At 75.6% G+C, this 16,012-nt stretch carries 17 protein-coding genes; 5 read left to right on the top strand and 12 right to left on the bottom strand.

Translation table 11 applies throughout. The features are described 5' to 3' along the window. Window positions 1-574: 574 nt before the first annotated feature. From K7G61_RS11515 to K7G61_RS11505, 3 genes are all read right to left on the bottom strand, one after another. Window positions 575-1,591, bottom strand: coding sequence for a LacI family DNA-binding transcriptional regulator (locus K7G61_RS11515; RefSeq protein ID WP_225846649.1), 1,017 nt, complete (start codon window positions 1,589-1,591; stop codon window positions 575-577). Between the two features lie 180 nt (window positions 1,592-1,771). Beyond that, the gene (locus K7G61_RS11510) at window positions 1,772-2,512 is read right to left on the bottom strand and encodes a trans-aconitate 2-methyltransferase (RefSeq protein WP_225846648.1); all 741 of its coding nucleotides are present in this window, start codon (window positions 2,510-2,512) and stop codon (window positions 1,772-1,774) included. Between the two features lie 135 nt (window positions 2,513-2,647). After that, entirely contained in the window at window positions 2,648-3,760 is a 1,113-nt protein-coding gene (locus K7G61_RS11505) for an enoyl-CoA hydratase/isomerase family protein (RefSeq protein ID WP_225846647.1), read from the bottom strand. Window positions 3,761-3,935: 175 nt separating this feature from the next. Between K7G61_RS11505 and K7G61_RS11500 the strand changes: the two genes are divergently transcribed. Next, window positions 3,936-5,417, top strand: coding sequence for a glycine hydroxymethyltransferase (locus K7G61_RS11500; protein ID WP_225846646.1), 1,482 nt, complete (start codon window positions 3,936-3,938; stop codon window positions 5,415-5,417). 127 nt (window positions 5,418-5,544) lie between these two features. Here the strand turns inward: K7G61_RS11500 and K7G61_RS11495 are convergent, their stop codons facing one another. Both K7G61_RS11495 and K7G61_RS11490 read right to left on the bottom strand, forming a co-directional pair. Further along, a complete protein-coding gene (locus tag K7G61_RS11495) occupies window positions 5,545-5,760 on the bottom strand; it encodes a DUF4190 domain-containing protein (protein WP_263984256.1) in 216 nt (71 codons plus the stop codon). Window positions 5,761-5,920: 160 nt separating this feature from the next. Then, window positions 5,921-6,073, bottom strand: coding sequence for a hypothetical protein (locus K7G61_RS11490; RefSeq protein WP_225846644.1), 153 nt, complete (start codon window positions 6,071-6,073; stop codon window positions 5,921-5,923). Window positions 6,074-6,175: 102 nt separating this feature from the next. Here K7G61_RS11490 and K7G61_RS11485 point away from each other — a divergent pair, with 102 nt between their 5' ends. The 4 genes from K7G61_RS11485 (at window position 6,176) to K7G61_RS11470 (ending at window position 9,374) form a co-directional block, all read left to right on the top strand. After that, the gene (locus K7G61_RS11485) at window positions 6,176-6,811 is read left to right on the top strand and encodes a TetR family transcriptional regulator (RefSeq protein WP_225846643.1); all 636 of its coding nucleotides are present in this window, start codon (window positions 6,176-6,178) and stop codon (window positions 6,809-6,811) included. A 256-nt stretch (window positions 6,812-7,067) separates the two neighbouring features. After that, entirely contained in the window at window positions 7,068-8,237 is a 1,170-nt protein-coding gene (locus K7G61_RS11480) for an AraC family transcriptional regulator ligand-binding domain-containing protein (RefSeq protein ID WP_225846642.1), read from the top strand. Next, the gene (locus K7G61_RS11475; RefSeq protein ID WP_225846641.1) at window positions 8,234-8,392 is read left to right on the top strand and encodes a hypothetical protein; all 159 of its coding nucleotides are present in this window, start codon (window positions 8,234-8,236) and stop codon (window positions 8,390-8,392) included. Before K7G61_RS11480 ends, K7G61_RS11475 begins: the two co-directional genes overlap by 4 nt. Window positions 8,393-8,564: 172 nt before the next feature. Continuing rightward, the gene (locus tag K7G61_RS11470) at window positions 8,565-9,374 is read left to right on the top strand and encodes a DUF6227 family protein (RefSeq protein ID WP_225846640.1); all 810 of its coding nucleotides are present in this window, start codon (window positions 8,565-8,567) and stop codon (window positions 9,372-9,374) included. Between the two features lie 30 nt (window positions 9,375-9,404). Here the strand turns inward: K7G61_RS11470 and K7G61_RS11465 are convergent, their stop codons facing one another. From K7G61_RS11465 to K7G61_RS11435, 7 genes are all read right to left on the bottom strand, one after another. Beyond that, a complete protein-coding gene (locus K7G61_RS11465; protein WP_225846639.1) occupies window positions 9,405-10,343 on the bottom strand; it encodes a carbohydrate kinase family protein in 939 nt (312 codons plus the stop codon). Further along, window positions 10,340-11,098: a hypothetical protein gene (locus tag K7G61_RS11460; RefSeq protein WP_225846638.1), complete on the bottom strand. Its 759-nt coding sequence runs from the start codon at window positions 11,096-11,098 to the stop codon at window positions 10,340-10,342. The genes K7G61_RS11465 and K7G61_RS11460 overlap by 4 nt, the downstream gene beginning before the upstream one ends. A gap of 38 nt (window positions 11,099-11,136) precedes the next feature. Then, window positions 11,137-11,481 carry a hypothetical protein gene (locus K7G61_RS11455; RefSeq protein ID WP_225846637.1) on the bottom strand — a complete coding sequence of 115 codons (345 nt, stop codon included), beginning with the start codon at window positions 11,479-11,481 and terminating at the stop codon, window positions 11,137-11,139. Between the two features lies 1 nt (window position 11,482). Next, window positions 11,483-12,130: an RNA polymerase sigma factor gene (locus K7G61_RS11450; RefSeq protein ID WP_374204119.1), complete on the bottom strand. Its 648-nt coding sequence runs from the start codon at window positions 12,128-12,130 to the stop codon at window positions 11,483-11,485. Between the two features lie 369 nt (window positions 12,131-12,499). Further along, window positions 12,500-13,699, bottom strand: a complete 1,200-nt coding sequence (locus K7G61_RS11445) for a glycoside hydrolase family 6 protein (RefSeq protein WP_225846635.1) — start codon at window positions 13,697-13,699, stop codon at window positions 12,500-12,502. Window positions 13,700-14,271: 572 nt separating this feature from the next. Next, complete coding sequence (locus K7G61_RS11440) at window positions 14,272-14,991, bottom strand: 4'-phosphopantetheinyl transferase superfamily protein (RefSeq protein WP_225846634.1); 720 nt, start codon at window positions 14,989-14,991, stop codon at window positions 14,272-14,274. Continuing rightward, a complete protein-coding gene (locus K7G61_RS11435; protein WP_225846633.1) occupies window positions 14,988-15,851 on the bottom strand; it encodes a metallophosphoesterase in 864 nt (287 codons plus the stop codon). The genes K7G61_RS11440 and K7G61_RS11435 overlap by 4 nt, the downstream gene beginning before the upstream one ends. Window positions 15,852-16,012: the final 161 nt, after the last annotated feature.

Raw genomic sequence — 16,012 nt, 5'->3', positions numbered from 1 at the left:
ACGGGACGAGGACGGAGCAAACAGCGCCAAAAGGATCAGTCGGCCACAAGACTAGGTCGCCCGGCACCCGCGGACCTACCCACGCGGGGCCACACGGGTCAACACGTCGCGTGAACCCGACGCGACGAAACGGTGATACGGGCCGGTCCGCCCGGGTCGCGGGGCCACCGGCGGCCGGACCGGTTCACCCTGACGCGCGATCAGCCGCCGGTCCGGCTGTCCGTGTCGGCCCGTGCCCGGCCCGCGTAGGCCCGCGTCGGCCCACGTCGGCCCATGCCGGGCGCACTGACCGGCGGCCGATGGCGTGCGGTGCGACCGGCCGCCGGTTGGAGGGTGCCGCCGGCCGGTGATTCCGTGAGGCGGTAAGCCAGGCGGCGGATGAGGCGGTGAATCAGGCGGCGGGCGCCGCCCGCCGCCCGTAGGCCGCGCCCGTGCGGCCCGGGATCCGCAACCGGGCGCCGTCGGCGGGGCCGGGCTCCGCGACACACAGGCGCGGGGGCGCGGGGGCACCGGCACGCCCGAACCGCGTGACGGCGCCGGGGTCGACGGTCCGTCGGCTCTCGGGGACGGGCGGTCAGCGCGGGGCGGGGGCCGTGCTGCCGCGCGGGACCAGGACCGGCGGGTCGAGCAGGATGTCGGGAACGGCGGCCCCGTCGACCAGTTGGAGCAGGGCCGAGGCCGCGCGGTGGCCGTACTCGGGGACGCGGCGGCTGACGGCGGTCAGGGCCGGGTGGACCAGGCGGCACAGTTCGCTGTCGTCCCAGGCGACGATCGAGAGTTCACCGGGGACGGCGATCCCCATCTCCTGCGTGACGCTGAGGGCGGCCACGGCCATGACGTCGTTGTCGTACACGATCGCGGTGGGCCGGCGGGCGCCGGACAGCAGACGGCGGGTGGCGCGGGCGCCCGCCTCGCCGGAGTAGTCGGTGTGGACGCACGTCACGCCGGACAGCCCGAGTTCCTCGGCGGCGCGGTCGAAGGACTCGGTGCGCTCGCGGGTGTGCACGAAGTGGGCGGGGCCGGCCACCCGGGCGATCCGGCGGTGGCCCATCGCGGCGAGGTAGGCCAGGGTCTCGCGCACGGCGGCGGCGTCGTCGATCCACACCGACGGCACGCCGGGCGCGTGCCCCACCACGACCGCGGGCAGCCCGAGTTCGCCGAGCAGCCCGAGCCGCGGGTCGTCGTCGCGCAGGTCGACGAGCAGTACCCCGTCCACCCGCCGTTCGCCCCACCAGCGGCGGTACGCGGCCTCCTCCGCGCGCGCGTCCTCGGTCACCTGCAGCAGCAGCGCGGTGGTCGTGGCGGCCAGGCCCGTCTCCACACCCGAGATGAGCTGCATGAAGAACGGCTCGATGCCCAGCACCGTCGCGGGCCGGTCCACGACCAGGCCGATCGCCCCGGCCCGCCCGTCGGACAGCGCGCGGGCGGCGCTGCTGGGGTGCCAGCCCATCCGTGCGGCGATCTCCAGGATCCGCTCGCGCGTCTGCTGCGAGACGCCCGCCTTGCCGTTGAGCGCGTACGAGACGGCGCCCTTGGAGACGCCGGCCGCCTGGGCGATGTCGGCGATGGTGGGGCGTTTGACAGGGCTCATACGGCCTCTCGCGGCTGGAGGGGGCCCGGCCGGCGGGCCGGCGACGGGAGTGATCGGGCGGCACAGCTTAACAACGCTGAACCGGCGCCGGTAAGCCGCTGCGCGGCCCATACCGCACGGAGGGCCGAACGGGAGCTGAACCGGTTCAGCACCCACGCGTGTCCGCGAGGTGGCCCGCCGCTACCCGCGGACCGCCGAGATCTCCAGCCGTACGTAGTCCACGACCGGCTCGGCCAGCCGGGCCGCCACCGCCTCGACGAAGGGTCCGCGGTCCTCGTCGGCCATGCCGTCGAGGTGGGCGCCGAGGATGACGGTGGCCAGGAACGCCTCCAGCTGCCCGCCCGGCTCGAACCGCGCCGGGTCCGGCCGCAGCCGCACGTCGAGGTCGGTGAAGCCCGCGCCGGCCAGCCGCCGCCGGGTGTCGTCGACGCCGGCGAACTCCCAAGTGCCGGGCCGCTCCCCCAGCACGTCGGCGACCGCGGCGTTCACGGCGGCGATGTTGCCCCGCCCGCCGCACTCGGCGGCCAGCCGCGCCCCCGGCCGCATCCGCGCGGCCAGCGCGGCGAAGAGGGCGGCGTGGTCCTCGATCCAGTGGAAGGCGGCGACGCTGAAGACCGCGTCCACCTCGCCCTCGAACGGCAGCGCCCCGGTCAGGTCGGCGCGCACCACCTCGACCCGGTCCAGCCGTCCGGCCAGCCGCTCACGGAGCTGGTCGAGCATCCGGGCGGAGGCGTCGACGGCCACCACCCGGCCGTCCGGCAGCCGGTCCAGCAGGCCCTCCGTATCGCGGCCGGTCCCGCACCCGGCGTCCATCACCCGCTCGTCGCCGCGCAGCGGCAGCCGGCCGAGGGTGCGCCGCCCCCAGCCCCGGTGGGGCAGCGGCAGGGAGTCGTAGGTCTTCGCGTCCCATTCGCGGGGCATGGCGTGGCTCCTTCGCGGGTCCGGCCCGCCGGGGTACGGCGGGCTGCTGCGTCACGGCCGTCCCGGCCGCGGCCCGCCGCCTCACGGGCCGGTGATCACCGTACTCCGGCATGTCCGCATGATGACACCCGATTCTCACATGATGGACGGGAGGCGGAGGGCGGACGACGGCCGGAGGGCGCTCGGCCAGCGCGGGGCGCGGTCCTTGTCGACCAGGGCGGCCCGCACCCCCTCGTGGAAGTCGGGATGGCGGGCGACCCGCCGGGCGAGGTCGAGGTCGCGGGCCAGGCACTCCTCCAGGTCCGATCCGGCGCCCGCCCGCAGCAGGTCGAAGGTGACCGCGAGGCTCATCGGCGAGGCCCGGTCGAGCACGGCGAGCGTGTCGGCCGCCCACTCGGTGTCCGGCTCCGCGGCCAGGCGCTCCCGTACGTCGGCGAGATCGGGGACGTGCGGGCCGAAGCAGCGGTCGATGGCGGCGCGACGGCCGGCCGGTTCCGACGGCGGCGGGGTGACGGCGAACCTCTCCAGCACCCCGGCGGGGCCGCGCGCGCCCCGCTCGCCGTCCCCCGCCCCCGTACCGCCGGTCAGGGCGTCCTCCAGCGCGGCCAGGTCACGGGCGGGCACGTAGTGGGTGGCCAGCCCGTACTCCACGGCGGCCGCGCCCGGTACACGTACCCCCGTCAGGCCCAGGTACATGCCCAGCCCGCCGGGCAGGCGGGGCAGGAAGTACCCGGCGCCGACGTCGGGGAAGAAGCCGATCGCCGTCTCGGGCATCGCGAGCACCGCGCGTTCGGTCACCACCAGCGCCGAGCCGTGCACGCTGATGCCCAGCCCGCCGCCCATGGCGAACCCGTCGATCAGGGCGGTGTACGGCTTGGGGTACCGGGCGACCAGCGCGTCGAGCGCGTACTCGGCGGCGAAGTACGCGCTCACGGCCGCGTCGTCGCCGCGCATCCCGGCCTCGCGCACCGCCCGGATGTCGCCGCCCGCGCAGAACGCCTTCGGCGAGGTGCTCCGCACGAGCACCGAGCGCACGGCGGGGTCGTCGTGCCACCGCCGCAGCACCTCGGTCATCGCCGTGACCATCGGCAGGTCCAGCGCGTTCAGCGCCCGGGGCCGGTCCAGTGCGATCACCCCGGTCCCGCCGCTCACCCGGGTGACCACACCAGACGCGGACCGCTCGCCCTGTCCCGGCAACTGCCCCGCCAGGGCGGGCGCGGGCCGGGCCCACTCCTTGGGATCCTCCATGAACACCATCCAAACACCCGGGCCGCGCCCCACCGGGGCCCGGGCCGTGGGCTAAGCTCGGACAGGGCCGTGACTGGCGCGCTGGGATGGGTGCAACCATCGGGGAGCGGCTCGCGTTGCTTGCGCTGAAGTGCCGTGCGCCTGGGCCGTTCCGTCGCCGAAACCGGAGGACCCCATGGCCGCAGCCGAGCCGTCAGCCACCTCATCCGCCGCTGCGCGGACCCCGTACTCCACCGAGTCGACCGCCTTCCGCAGCGCGCTGGACGTGATCCGCGGTGTGGAGCCGCGCGTCGCGGACGCCATCGCGAGCGAGATCACCGACCAGCGCGAGATGCTCAAGCTCATCGCGAGCGAGAACTACGCCTCGCCGGCCACGCTGCTGGCGATGGGCAACTGGTTCAGCGACAAGTACGCCGAGGGCACCGTCGGCAGGCGCTTCTACGCCGGCTGCCGCAACGTGGACACCGTGGAGTCGCTGGCCGCCGAGCACGCCCGGTCCGTCTTCGGCGCCGCGCACGCCTATGTGCAGCCGCACTCGGGCATCGACGCCAACCTGGTGGCGTTCTGGTCGGTGCTCTCCCAGCGGGTGGAGGCCCCGGCGCTGGCCGAGGCCGGCGTCCGCCAGGTCAACGACCTGTCCGAGCAGGACTGGGCGCGGCTGCGGACGGCGTTCGGCAACCAGCGGATGCTGGGCATGTCGCTGGACGCCGGCGGGCACCTGACCCACGGCTTCCGCCCCAACATCTCGGGCAAGATGTTCGACCAGCGCAGCTACGGCACCGATCCGGCCACCGGGCTGCTGGACTACGACGCCCTGCGGGCCACGGCCCGCGAGTTCCGGCCGCTGATCCTGGTGGCGGGCTACTCGGCGTATCCGCGGCTGGTGAACTTCCGCCTGATGCGGGAGATCGCCGACGAGGTGGGGGCCACCTTGATGGTGGACATGGCGCACTTCGCGGGCCTGGTCGCGGGCAAGGTGCTGACCGGGGACTTCGACCCGGTGCCGCACGCCCAGATCGTCACCACCACCACGCACAAGTCGCTGCGCGGCCCGCGCGGCGGCATGGTGCTGTGCGACGACTCGCTGGCCGAGCACGTCGACCGCGGCTGCCCGATGGTGCTCGGCGGTCCGCTGCCGCACGTGATGGCGGCGAAGGCGGTGGCGCTGGCCGAGGCGGGGCGGCCGGAGTTCGGCTCGTACGCCCGGGCGATCGTGGACAACGCGCGGGCGCTGGCCGAGGGCCTGCTGCGGCGCGGCGCCACCCTGGTGACCGGCGGCACCGACAACCACCTGGTGCTCATCGACGTGTCGGGCTACGGGCTGACCGGCCGTCAGGCCGAGGCCGCGCTGCTGGAGGCCGGGATCGTCACCAACCGCAACTCGGTCCCGCAGGACCCCAACGGCGCCTGGTACACCTCGGGCATCCGGATCGGCACCCCGGCGCTGACCACGCGGGGCCTCGGCACCGCGGAGATGGACGAGATCGCCGGGCTGCTGGACACCGTGCTGACGGCGGCCTCGGCCGCGCCGGCCCCCAAGGGCGGCCTGTCCAAGGCGCACCACCTGCTGGACGCCTCCGTGGCCGAGCAGGTGGCCAAGCGGGCGGCCGACCTGCTGGCGGGCTTCCCGCTCTACCCGGGCATCGACCTGAGCTGAGGCCGGGGCGCGCGCCCCGTGCCGGGCTCGCGCCGGATGGGCGGCGATATGGCGAGGTCCCGCCTCCGTACGCGGAGGCGGGACCTCGCCATATCGGGGATCGGGGGCCGGCCGCGGCCGGCCCCGCTCAGGTGAAGGACCAGATGACGCCGTGGTCGGCGACGGTCAGCGCGATCATGACGGCCAGGTCGGCCACGCCGAGCGCGAGGCCGAGCAGGGCGCGCCCGCGGCGGGCGGTGCCCCGGCCGAGGGCGACCAGGGCCAGCACGACGGCGGCGGGGCCGAGCACGAAGTTGAGGACGAGCAGGCCGGGCAGGCCCAGCAGGAAGGACGCGACGGCCATGCCGTCGGCGTCGCGGGTCCCGCGCGCGGCCGGGCTGCCGGTCGCGAGCGGTTCGCGTGCGGTGGCTGCGGGATTCGCGACTGCGGTTTTCACGGTGTCCCTTCCTGGAACGGTCGAGGCGAGCGGACGGACGGACCGGGCGCCGCGGCGGGCCGCGGGCTCAGCCGCGGCGGCGGCCGAGGCGCTCGCGCACGGCGAAGGCGGCCAGCCACAGCACGACGGCCGCGGCGGCGACGGTGAAGACCGTGAGCGAGGTGTGGGCGGCGGCGCCCATGAGGATGCCCATGCCCAGCAGGAGAACGACGAGGCTCATGTCGGCCGCACCTCCGAGGAGTCGAATTTCGGCTTACAACTGTTTACTGACTACCCCAGTGTACGGTGGCGAAAGTCGGCGAACGGTTGTTTACTGAATGACATGAGTCACATCCCCGGGGTCCGGCAGGACCGCAAGCGGCAGACGCGGCAGGCGCTGCTGGACGCCGGGCTGCGGCTGCTGGAGCACCAGAACCTCAGCAGCCTGGGACTGCGCGAAGTCACCCGCGAGGTGGGCGTGTCACCCGCCGCCTTCTACCGGCACTTCCCCGACATGGCCGGCCTCGGGGTGGCGCTCGTCGAGGAGTCGCTGGGCAGCCTGCACGGCGTGGTGCGGTCGGTGATGGCGGACGGCACCGGCTCCGCGGACACCATCGACCGCGCGGTGGCGATCATCGCCGGGTACGTCGAGCGGCACCGCCCGCACATCCGCTTCATCGCCCGCGAGCGCTACGGCGGAGTGGCCCCGGTGCGCGCGGCCATCGCGGCCCAACTGCGCGGATTCGGCGACGAGGTGGCCGCCGGGCTGGCCGCGCGGCCCGCCTCGGCCGGGTGGACCGCCGAGGACCTGCGGGTGCTCGCCGACCTGTACGTCGACCACATGGTGTCGACCGCGGCAGCCCTGCTGGACGTGCCCGCCGACGACCCGGCGGCCCGCGAACGGCTGGTGCACGCGGCCCGCATGCGGATGCGGATCATCAGCCTCGGTCGGGCCCACTGGCTGGATCCGGACACCTGACTGCCGCGAAACGCCGGAGCCGGTACGGACCGACGGTCCGTACCGGCTCTCCCCCGCTGGCTCCACGACTCCCCCACGTGGTTGCCGCGGCACCCGCGGGCGCCGCTACAGGGATCATGTCCCGGCCGGGGCGCCGCAGGGAGGACGGAACGCGCCAGCGGGTGGACACATTGCGCCACATCCCGCGTAAGCTGCGAGAACACTCCGGCCCCACACCGGAGGCGACCATTCCCCCCACCGTCCGGAGGTGCCCGGTATGCCAGCCGCCGAGCAGTCCCGCGACCCGTCCGGGACCGCCGGCCGCGCCACCGCCCGGCGCGCCGCGCCGGCCCCGGCGCCCGCCGCCGCGGCGCGTCCGCCCGCCCCGGCCGACTGGGGCTCGCTGACCGAAAGCGTGGTGGTGCCCCGGCTCATAGCGACGGCCGTGGCCCGCGCGCCGCGCGAGGCGGAGGGGCTGGTGCGGGCGGCGGGGCTGCCCGCGGTGCTGCAGGCTCCGGAGACGGCGCGGGTGCCGTCCGCCGGCACCTACCGGCTGTGGGGCACGGTGCTGGCCAGGAGCGGGTGCGCGCGGGCCGGTCTGCTGGCCGCCGCCGGCTACCGACCCGGGCGGCTGGACCTGCTGGACTACCTGCTGAGCACGGCGCCCACCCTCGGTGAGGGGCTGGCCCGCGAGGCCGCGCACGTGCACCTGGTGAGCACCAACTCGACGCTCACGGTCGAGGAGTCGGGCGACGAGGTGACCGTCACGTACTCCGTGCTGCGCGGCGACGACGAACTGCGGGCGGTGGTGGCCGAGTTCGCGCTCGGCGTCATCACCGCGCAGCTGCGGTACGCCACCGGGACCGCGCTGTCCCCGCTGCGGGTCTCCTTCACCCACCGCGCGCCGCGCAGGACCGACGTGTACGAGGACGCCTTCGGCGCGGCGCGGCTGGAGTTCGGCGCACCCGCCGACTCGATCACGCTGCACCGCCGGGATCTCGAACGCCCGCTGCCCGCCGCCGACCCGGCGCTGGCCGCGATCATCGGGCGGGCGGCGGCCGCCGCCGCGCCCGCCCCGCCGTACACGGAGCTGCCGGTGCCGGGGCTGCGTGAGGCGATCATCGAGCAGTTGCCCGACGGGCGGCCCTCGCTCGCGGAGGCGGCCCGCCGGCTCACCGTCAGCACCCGTACCCTGCAGCGGCGGCTCGCCGAGGCGGGCACCACCTGGCGGGCCGAACTGGACGCCGTGCGCCGGGAGCAGTCCGCGGCCCTGCGGCGGGAGCGCGCCGGCGCCCAGACCCGCGCCGCCCGCCTGGGGTTCGCCGAGTCCCGCTCGCTGCGCCGCGCGATGAGCCGCTGGGACGCCCGTGACCGGCGGCCGGCCGGCGCGGACTACATCTCCGAGGTGCCCGGGACAGGGGCCGGCGAGAGGAGCGAGGCGTCATGACCGACGACGGGACGCGGCCGGCGGACCGCGCCGAGGTCACCGAGGGCGGCGACCCGGTGTGCTGGCTGAACCGGGTGTGCGAGGAGTGCGGGGCGTTCCGTGAGGACCTGTCGGCGCCGGTGTGCGCCCGCTGCGGCACGCCGTTCCCCGGCTAGGAGGCGCACGGCCGGTCGGACGCGCAGTAGTGTGCGGCCCTCGCGCCCCCGGGGGCGCGCACGTTCCCCGAGTGCACCCGGAAATCTTCTCCGGCACGGGCGCAATCGGCGACGCCGCTACTACCCTGAGTCGCCGTCAGGTCAGTGCACGTCGGAACCGGAGGGGCGCGGCATGGACGCGGAGCCCACGCGGGCGGCGGAGGTCGTCAGGTCCGGTGGCAGGCCGGCCGATCAGCTCGCCGGCCTGCTGGACCGGGCGGAGAACGGTGAACGGGCGGCCCGGCACCTCGCCGAGGTGCGGTCCGCGCTGATGCACTACTGCGGGCTCCAGTCCTGCCGGCACACCAAGGGCCCGCCGCGGCGGCTGAACCGGCGGACGTACCGGCACAGTTTCCTGCTGCCGGACGGAGACGTGCGGGTGCTGTGGGAGCTGGAGCACAACACCCACCCCGACGGGCTCGTGCGGCACGCCGTCTTCACCGACCGCGAGGACCTGGCGCTGGCCGAGTGGGACGTGGACCTCGCCTTCGGCGGCCCGGCCGTCTTCCCCGAACCCGGGGCGGTCTGGCGTCCGCCGGCCGCCGCGGCGCTGCCGCACCAGGGCACTGAGCCGGGCCTCCCGCCGGAGGACGGCGAGGAGGAGCGCCGCCGCGCCTACACCGAGGGCCACTCGGCCGAGCACGCCCGGCGGCTGCTGCGCCGCGCGGCGAACGTCAACGCCCCCGGCCCGGACGTCGGGGCCCGGCTGCGCGCCGCGATCGCCCACGACATCACGATCGTGACCCGCCGCAGCGCGCTGATCGGCGGCCGCCTGGTGTCCTGGTCGCTGTACGAGCACGCCTTCCTGCTGCTGGACGGCAGCGAGCTGAGCCTGTGGGAGATCGACCACACCCGGACGCCCAGCGGGGCGCCGGTGTGCGAGGTCTACGCGTCGCGGGACGCCGCCCTGGACACGGCGGTGCGCAGGATCGAGGCGGGCTGAGGGCGGGGCGGGCAGCGGGCAGCGCTCGCGCTACGGCGCGGCAGGCCGCGCGTACCGGGCGCGGCCGACGGCCGCCGCGAGGGCGGCGGCCGAGATGAGTTCCTCGTGCGTGCCCGGGCCGCCGCAGGCGTAGGCACCGGAGACGGATCCGGCCAGCACGCACGTCTCCAGGTCGGCGCCGCCGAACCAGGCGTGCAGGAAGGCGGTCAGGAAGGCGTCCCCCGCGCCGTTGCTGTCCACGACGGGCCGCTCCGGCACGACGGCCGGGAAGTGCCGTGGCCGCTCCTCGCCCCGCCGCAGGACGTGGCAGCCGGCTGCGCCGTCGGTGGCCACCACGAGCGAGGCCCGGCCGGCGGCCGCGATCTTGCGCATCACCTCGCCGACGCGTTCCCCGACCGCGGCGGCGCTGAGGAAGACCAGGTCGGCGCCGAACGCCCACGGATGCGCCGAGGAGTCCTCGCCGTCCCAGGCGTGCAGGTCGGTGGACACCGTACGGCCGAGGCGCGCGGCGTCCTCGAAGACGTCCTGGGCGTGGGGCGACCGCGAGACGTGCACATGGCGGGCCCGGGTGAGGAACGGCAGGTAGAAGTCACGCGGCAGCCGCAGCCCCTCGGGGTGCCGGCCGTCGTAGAAGGAGAAGCGGCGGCCGTCGCGGTCCACCAGGTTGACGCTGCGCGGGGTGCCGGCGGGCGCCGGCAGGTGGCTGAAGTCCAGCCCCGCGGCGGCATAGCGGTCCAGGATCATCCGGCCCTGCGGGTCGTCGCCGAGGAAGTCGACGAACTTGGTGGCAAGGCCCAGGGCGTGGAAGCCGAGCGCGACGCCGTTGCCGGTGTGCGCCACGTAGTCGACGATCGGCGGGACGCCGACGGAGTCGCCGTCGGGTATGGCGAGGGCGTCGACCCGGACGATGGTGTCCACCCCGGTACCGCCGACGACGAGGACGTCGTACAGCGGGGGCTGCGCGGTCATCGGCGTTCTCCGTTGCGGCTGTCGTGCGGGCCCCGGCCGCCGGTGCGGTCGCCGGGATCGCGGCGGGTGCCATTGGATTCGTGGCGCGCGCCGCTGGATTCGTGGCGCGCGCCGTCCGGCGCGTGGCGGGCCGCGTCCCGGGCGTGGGTGCCGTCCGGCGCGTTCGGGCCGGGGCGGGCCGACGGCCGGGGGGCGTCGGGCCCGCCGTACCCCTTGTCGTGCTCGCCCGCCTGCCGGGGCCACTCGGCGTCGAACTCGTCCTCGGAGGTGAGCACGCCCATCGACAGGCGCGACAGCGGTGGTACCGGAGCGCCCCGGCCGGCCTGCTGCCAGGCTATGAGGACGGTCAGCCTGATCATCTTGCGGGCCGCGTAGAACAGGAGCAGCGCGAGCGGGAGCTCGGCGAAAGCGGCGGTGAGGATCGCGCCGGTCAGCTCGCCGGTGTTCCAGTCCAGGATGATGTCGAACCAGGCGTCGCAGCACAGCAGCGTCGCGCTGATCATCGCCCAGGGGATGAAGATCTGCAGCCGCTTCCAGGCGCACAGCGCCGTCACCCCGATGACCACGATCAGGGCGCCGTCGAAGCCGACCCAGGCCAGCCGCCACTGATCGACCTCGTGGTGGTCCGGCAGGCTGGCCGAGAGGTATCCGATCCACGGGATGAGGAAGAGGAAGCTCCCCGTCACGACGGCGAGGAAGATGCGGCGCATGTGCCGCACGTGGGGGTCGCGCGGCGAGGGGACTTCGGTGACCATGCAGTCCACTGTGCCGGACGGTCGCGGGTACGGCCGCCTCACCCCGTGGTTCCATGGTCGTTCCCGGGTCCTGGGCGCGAACCGGAGGCGGCCGGGCCCCCCGGGGCGGCCGCTTCTGCCCCCGGCTTCCAGGCGGGCCGGGCCCCGGCCGTGGCCTGCGGGCGTACCGGCGGGTGCCCGCGCCGTTCACGTGCGGCGCGGAACGCGGCCAGCGCGGCCTCCTCCCGCCCCGGGTCCACCGGCCGGTCGCCCGCGAGCGCGGCCACCGCGCGCACCACCTCGGCGAAGCGCGCCTCCCCGGGGTCGTCCGGATCGGCGGGCGCGCCGTGCAGCAGCCGCTCCCCTCGTACGAGGTCCGGCCAGGACGCGGGTCGGCGGTCCACGTCACACCTCCCCGGCGGGGGCGGCCCCGGCCCCGGTACCGCCGCGGACGTCGCCGGGGAGACCCGGTTCCGCCCCGGGGCCGGCGATCCGCTCCGCGAGGCGGCGCAGGCCCCGGTAGGCGGCGGTGCGGACGGCGCCGGGGCGCTTGCCGAGCACCTCGGCGGCGGCGGGGCCGCTGAGTCCGAGGACGACCCGGAGCAGGACCGCCTCGGCCTGGTCGCGCGGGAGGGCGGCGATCAGGTCGAGGGCGCGCGCGGTGGACAGGTTCTCCAGGGCGACCCCGGCGGAGTCGGGCGCCTCCTGCTCGACGTGGGCCCCCTCCAGCGCGGTGGTACGCGGCCGGGAGCCGGCCCGGCGCAGATGGTCCAGGGCCCGGTGCCGGGCGATGGTCGCGGCCCAGCCGCGGAAGGCGGCGCCGTCGCCGTGGAAGCCGTGCAGGTCGCGGACGATGTCGTGCCAGGCGTCGGAGGTGACGTCGTCGGCGTCGTCGCCGCCGACCAGGGCGCGCACGTATCCGAGCAGCATGGGGTGCAGGGCGCGGTAGACGACGCCGAAGGCGGCCTCGTCGCCCGCGCGGGCGCGGGCCACGGCCGACCCGAGCGGACCGTCGTCCGCCCGCGGGATCCGCCGCCCCCCGGTCCTCGCCACCGCGTCCTCTTCAGCCGTACCGGCACCGCGCATCGTGCCCATGTCGCCGGGACGGCGGTCGCGGAGGATCAGCCGTCCCCACTGGTACGGCGCCAAGGCGGCGGAAGGTGTCACTGCGCCGCCTTCCGCCCGGCGGCGGTCCGTGCGGTCACCCATACCGCCCTTCGTCACGTCGAGGACCGGTCGAGGAACTGCGGCCGAACAGTCGTGGAGCGGCGGACGACTGGAGGCCGGACCGCGTGCCGCCCTCGGGCACGCGGTCCTACACCTCACAGCGCTCAGGAGCCCTGAACTGTCACTGTGGCCTCATCCTTATCGTCCTTACCATCCTGGCGGCCGGCCCGCGGACGCCCGGGCCGGCCGCCGTCCTCACGGCAGCAGCGAGGGGTTCGCCTCGTGGACCAGTTCGAGCGCCTGCTGCGGGAACCACTGGCCGGCCGCGGGGTCCTGGTAGCCGCGCTCGGGATCGGTGGGGCCGGCGGTGCCGCGCGTGCACTGGCCGTCCGACTCGCCCGGGATCTTCACCCACAGCCTGGCGTCCTGGAGCGGGTCGCCGGTGGCCAGGGTCGGGCGGGCGCCCAGACCGCGGCCCGGCGGGTTGCACCAGTCCTGCGGGTCGCTGTAGACGCCGGCGGGCGGCGTCCAGGGGCCCTGGCCGTTGCGGCTGGTGTCGGTGATGAAGTGCTTCATCGCCGAGGGCGCGGTGTGCACATGGGCGTCGAGCCACGCCTGGGCGTCGTTGACCGCCCACCACTGGTTGGGGCAGTCGGCCGCCGGGCCGCCGGAGTGGACGTAGCTGAGGCAGGACGACACGAGCTTGCCGTACCAGGCCAGTTCGCTGTCGGTGCGGTAGTTGGAGACGTTCAGGAAGAAGCCGGTGGCGTCGTCGACACCGGCCGCGACGAGCCGGGGGACGATGTCGTTGACGCTGTGCCAGGAGCTGTGGCCCGCGTCGAGGTAGACCTTGGTGCCGGCGAGCGGTTCGAGGGCGTCCACCGCGTAGTGGATCTCGTCGTAGCGCTCGGTGGTCTTGGTGCCCTGGGCGTCGTCCATGCCGCAGTCGGACGGCAGCAGGGCGAGCGAGTCCGGTTCGAGCACGATGATGGCGGGCAGCGAGCCGACGCCGGCGCGTATCGCGTCGATCCAGGCCTGGTAGTCCGCGGTGTTCGCGGCGCCGCCCGCCGAGTACTGGGCGCAGTCCCGGCCCGGGATGTTGTACAGGGCGAGCACCGGTACGGCGTGCCGGCGGGCGGCGTCGGTGACGGTCTTGTGGACCGAGGCCCGCACCTGGTCCGGGTCGGCGCCGGTGTACCAGACGGCCTGCGGGGTCAGCGTCATCGCCAGCACCCCGGCGGCGTCCTTGAACCGGTGCTGCTTGAGCAGGTCCAGGATCTGCGTGTGCGAGCCCGGGTTGGCGGGCGGGGTGTAGAGCGCCGCCGGCCGGGGCGCGGGGCCGCCCGGGTGGCCGGCCGCGTGGGCGGGCGCGACGGCGGAGACGGCGGCCAGCGCGACGGCGGCCGCCGCGACGGTCAGGGTTCTGCTGCTGCGGGCGCGGACACGTGCGGTCATACGAGTGGCTCCTCCGGTCCGTGGGGGACGGCCGCGTCCGGCCACTGACGGCTTTGGGAGCGCTCCCATGGACGCGGCAGAAGGAATTAACTCCTCACAGCCCGGCGGCGTCAATCCCCCGTACCGCTTACAAGAAGTGAAGGCCCGTCAGCCGTGCCGGTCGCGCACGCGGCGGCGAACGGGGGCGAACAGGGCGGACGGCCACCTCAGCGGCCAAGACCTGGAGGCCGGATCGCCGTGCCGGCGGGCCCCCACCGGCTCCGCGGCCGGCCTTGTCCGGCCGGCCGGTCCCGGCCGGCTTCCGCCAGGCCCGGCGGAGCACGGGTCCTGGCACCTCGCGGCGCGGGGGCCTGGGCGCGGGCCGGCGCGGGGGCCCGGGCGCGGGCGGGTGCGAAGGCCCGGACCGGCGCGGGGGCCTGGGCGCGGGCGGGTGCGAAGGCGCGGACTGGCGCGGGTCCCGGGCGCGGGCCGGTGCGAAGGCGCGGGCGCGGGCCGGCGCGGGGCCTGGCGGGCCGCCTCGTCCCCCAGGAAGGCCCTGCCGGAGCCGTGGGCCGGGCGACCGCCGCCCGCCCCTACGCCGCGGCTTCCCCGCCCGCCTCCGCGCGGTCCTCGGCCGGGACGGCTATGGCGGTCACCACCAGGCCGTCACGGGCCATCCAGCGGCCGCTGAAGACGTCGGGGCCGGTGCCCTCGGCCAGCAGCGGGCCGGGTACGAGCAGCCGGGCCGTGTAGGTGCCGCGGTCGGGGGCCCCGGCGTCGCGGGTGAAGAGGAGTTCGGCCTCCGTGAAGCCGAGCATCCGGCGGTGGAAGGGGTACCAGGCCTTGTAGACGGTCTCCTTGGCGCTGAACAGCAGCCGGTCCCAGTGGATCGCGGGGTCCGACGCGGTGAGCGCGGCCAGGGCGTCGGTCTCCGCGGTGGTGGACACGATGACGTCGAGGACGCCCTCGGGCAGCGGCCCGTGGGGTTCGGCGTCGATGCCCAGGGTGAGGACGTCCGTGGTGCGGGCGACGGCGGCGGCGCGGTAGCCGTCGCAGTGGGTGATGCTGCCGACGACGCCCTCGGGCCAGACCGGGGCACCGCGCTCGGCCTCGCGCGGAATGGGGCCGGGTTCGGCGCCGAGCGCGGCGAGGGCGGCGCGGGCGCAGGCGCGCCCGGCGGCGTATTCCGCGCGCCTCTTGGCGACGGCCTTGGCCACGTGGACAGCCTCCTCGGGGTAGAGGGGGGCGTCGTCGAGTTCGTCGCCGTAGGCGGCGCGGGAGCGTACGGCGGCCGGCAGGAGATGCTCGATCACCGGGGGACTCCCTGGCGTCCGGCGAGGATGCGCCGCGGGCCGGCCGGACCGGCGGCGCGGGCGCCCCATTCACGCGGATAGCCGAGGGAGACCTCGGTGAAGCGCACGTCGTCCTTGTAGGTGACGCGGGGGATGTGCAGGTGGCCGTAGACGACCTCGGCGGCGCGGAAGCGCAGGTGCCAGTCCTCGGTGAGCTCGGTGCCGCACCACAGGGCGAAGGAGGGGTAGCGCAGGACGGCGGTCGGGTCGCGCTGCAGCGGCCAGTGGTTGGCGAGGACCGTCGGCAGGGCGGGGTCGAGCGCTTCGAGGCGGCGGGCGGTGTCGGCGACGCGCGCCCGGCACCAGTCGTCGATACCGGGCAGCGGGTCGGGGTGCAGGAACATCTCGTCGGTGCAGACGACGCCCAGTTCGCGGGAGTGGGCGAGGGCCTGCTCCTTGGTGGCGGCGCCCGGGGTGCCGGCCCGCCAGGTGTAGTCGTACAGCAGGAACAGGGGGCACACGGCCACCGGGCCGCCGGCGCCCTCCCACAGCGGGTACGGGTCCTCGGGGGTGATCACGCCGAGGCCGCGCAGCCGCTCGACGAGGTGGCGGTAGCGCTCCTCGCCGCGCAGCGTGAGGGGGTCGTCGGGCGGCGTCCACAGTTCGTGGTTGCCGGGCATCCAGATGACCGTGCCGAAGTGCCGTTTGAGGGTGCCGAGGGCCCACAGGATGTCGGTGGAGCGCTCACCGACGTCCCCGGCCACGATCAGCCAGTCCTCGTCCGTGCCCGGCCGCAGCTCTTCCACGATCGCGCGGTTCGCGGGATATCCGACGTGCAGGTCACTGATCGCGAGGAGCTGGGCCCCGCCCGGGGTGGTCAACGTGCCACCCCGCCACGTGTCGGTAGACGCACGTGGATCATTCTCCCAGACGGTCGGCCGGGGGCCAAGTCCCTCCGGTTCCGGACGTGTTGACGCGGCGGCCGACCGCTTCCGGGCCGGGGCCCTGCGGGCAGGGTTTCCGGGCGGGTGCTTTCGGGTGA

The organism is Streptomyces sp. HPF1205 (assembly GCF_020400825.1).
Taxonomy (GTDB): domain Bacteria; phylum Actinomycetota; class Actinomycetes; order Streptomycetales; family Streptomycetaceae; genus Actinacidiphila.
The sequence above is the reverse complement of the archived record's forward strand: the minus strand, read 5'-3'. Positions and strand labels throughout refer to the sequence as shown.

Coding starts and splice junctions, on each gene's coding strand:
- K7G61_RS11480 (WP_225846642.1), top strand. CDS start 7,068: ATGCCAGCCGCCGAGCAGTCCCGCGACCCGTCCGGGACCGCCGGCCGC.
- K7G61_RS11465 (WP_225846639.1), bottom strand. CDS start 10,343: ATGACCGCGCAGCCCCCGCTGTACGACGTCCTCGTCGTCGGCGGTACC.
- K7G61_RS11490 (WP_225846644.1), bottom strand. CDS start 6,073: ATGAGCCTCGTCGTTCTCCTGCTGGGCATGGGCATCCTCATGGGCGCC.
- K7G61_RS11510 (WP_225846648.1), bottom strand. CDS start 2,512: ATGCCCCGCGAATGGGACGCGAAGACCTACGACTCCCTGCCGCTGCCC.
- K7G61_RS11475 (WP_225846641.1), top strand. CDS start 8,234: ATGACCGACGACGGGACGCGGCCGGCGGACCGCGCCGAGGTCACCGAG.
- K7G61_RS11460 (WP_225846638.1), bottom strand. CDS start 11,098: ATGGTCACCGAAGTCCCCTCGCCGCGCGACCCCCACGTGCGGCACATG.
- K7G61_RS11505 (WP_225846647.1), bottom strand. CDS start 3,760: ATGGAGGATCCCAAGGAGTGGGCCCGGCCCGCGCCCGCCCTGGCGGGG.
- K7G61_RS11500 (WP_225846646.1), top strand. CDS start 3,936: ATGGCCGCAGCCGAGCCGTCAGCCACCTCATCCGCCGCTGCGCGGACC.
- K7G61_RS11495 (WP_263984256.1), bottom strand. CDS start 5,760: ATGGCCGTCGCGTCCTTCCTGCTGGGCCTGCCCGGCCTGCTCGTCCTC.
- K7G61_RS11470 (WP_225846640.1), top strand. CDS start 8,565: ATGGACGCGGAGCCCACGCGGGCGGCGGAGGTCGTCAGGTCCGGTGGC.
- K7G61_RS11445 (WP_225846635.1), bottom strand. CDS start 13,699: ATGACCGCACGTGTCCGCGCCCGCAGCAGCAGAACCCTGACCGTCGCG.
- K7G61_RS11485 (WP_225846643.1), top strand. CDS start 6,176: ATGAGTCACATCCCCGGGGTCCGGCAGGACCGCAAGCGGCAGACGCGG.
- K7G61_RS11515 (WP_225846649.1), bottom strand. CDS start 1,591: ATGAGCCCTGTCAAACGCCCCACCATCGCCGACATCGCCCAGGCGGCC.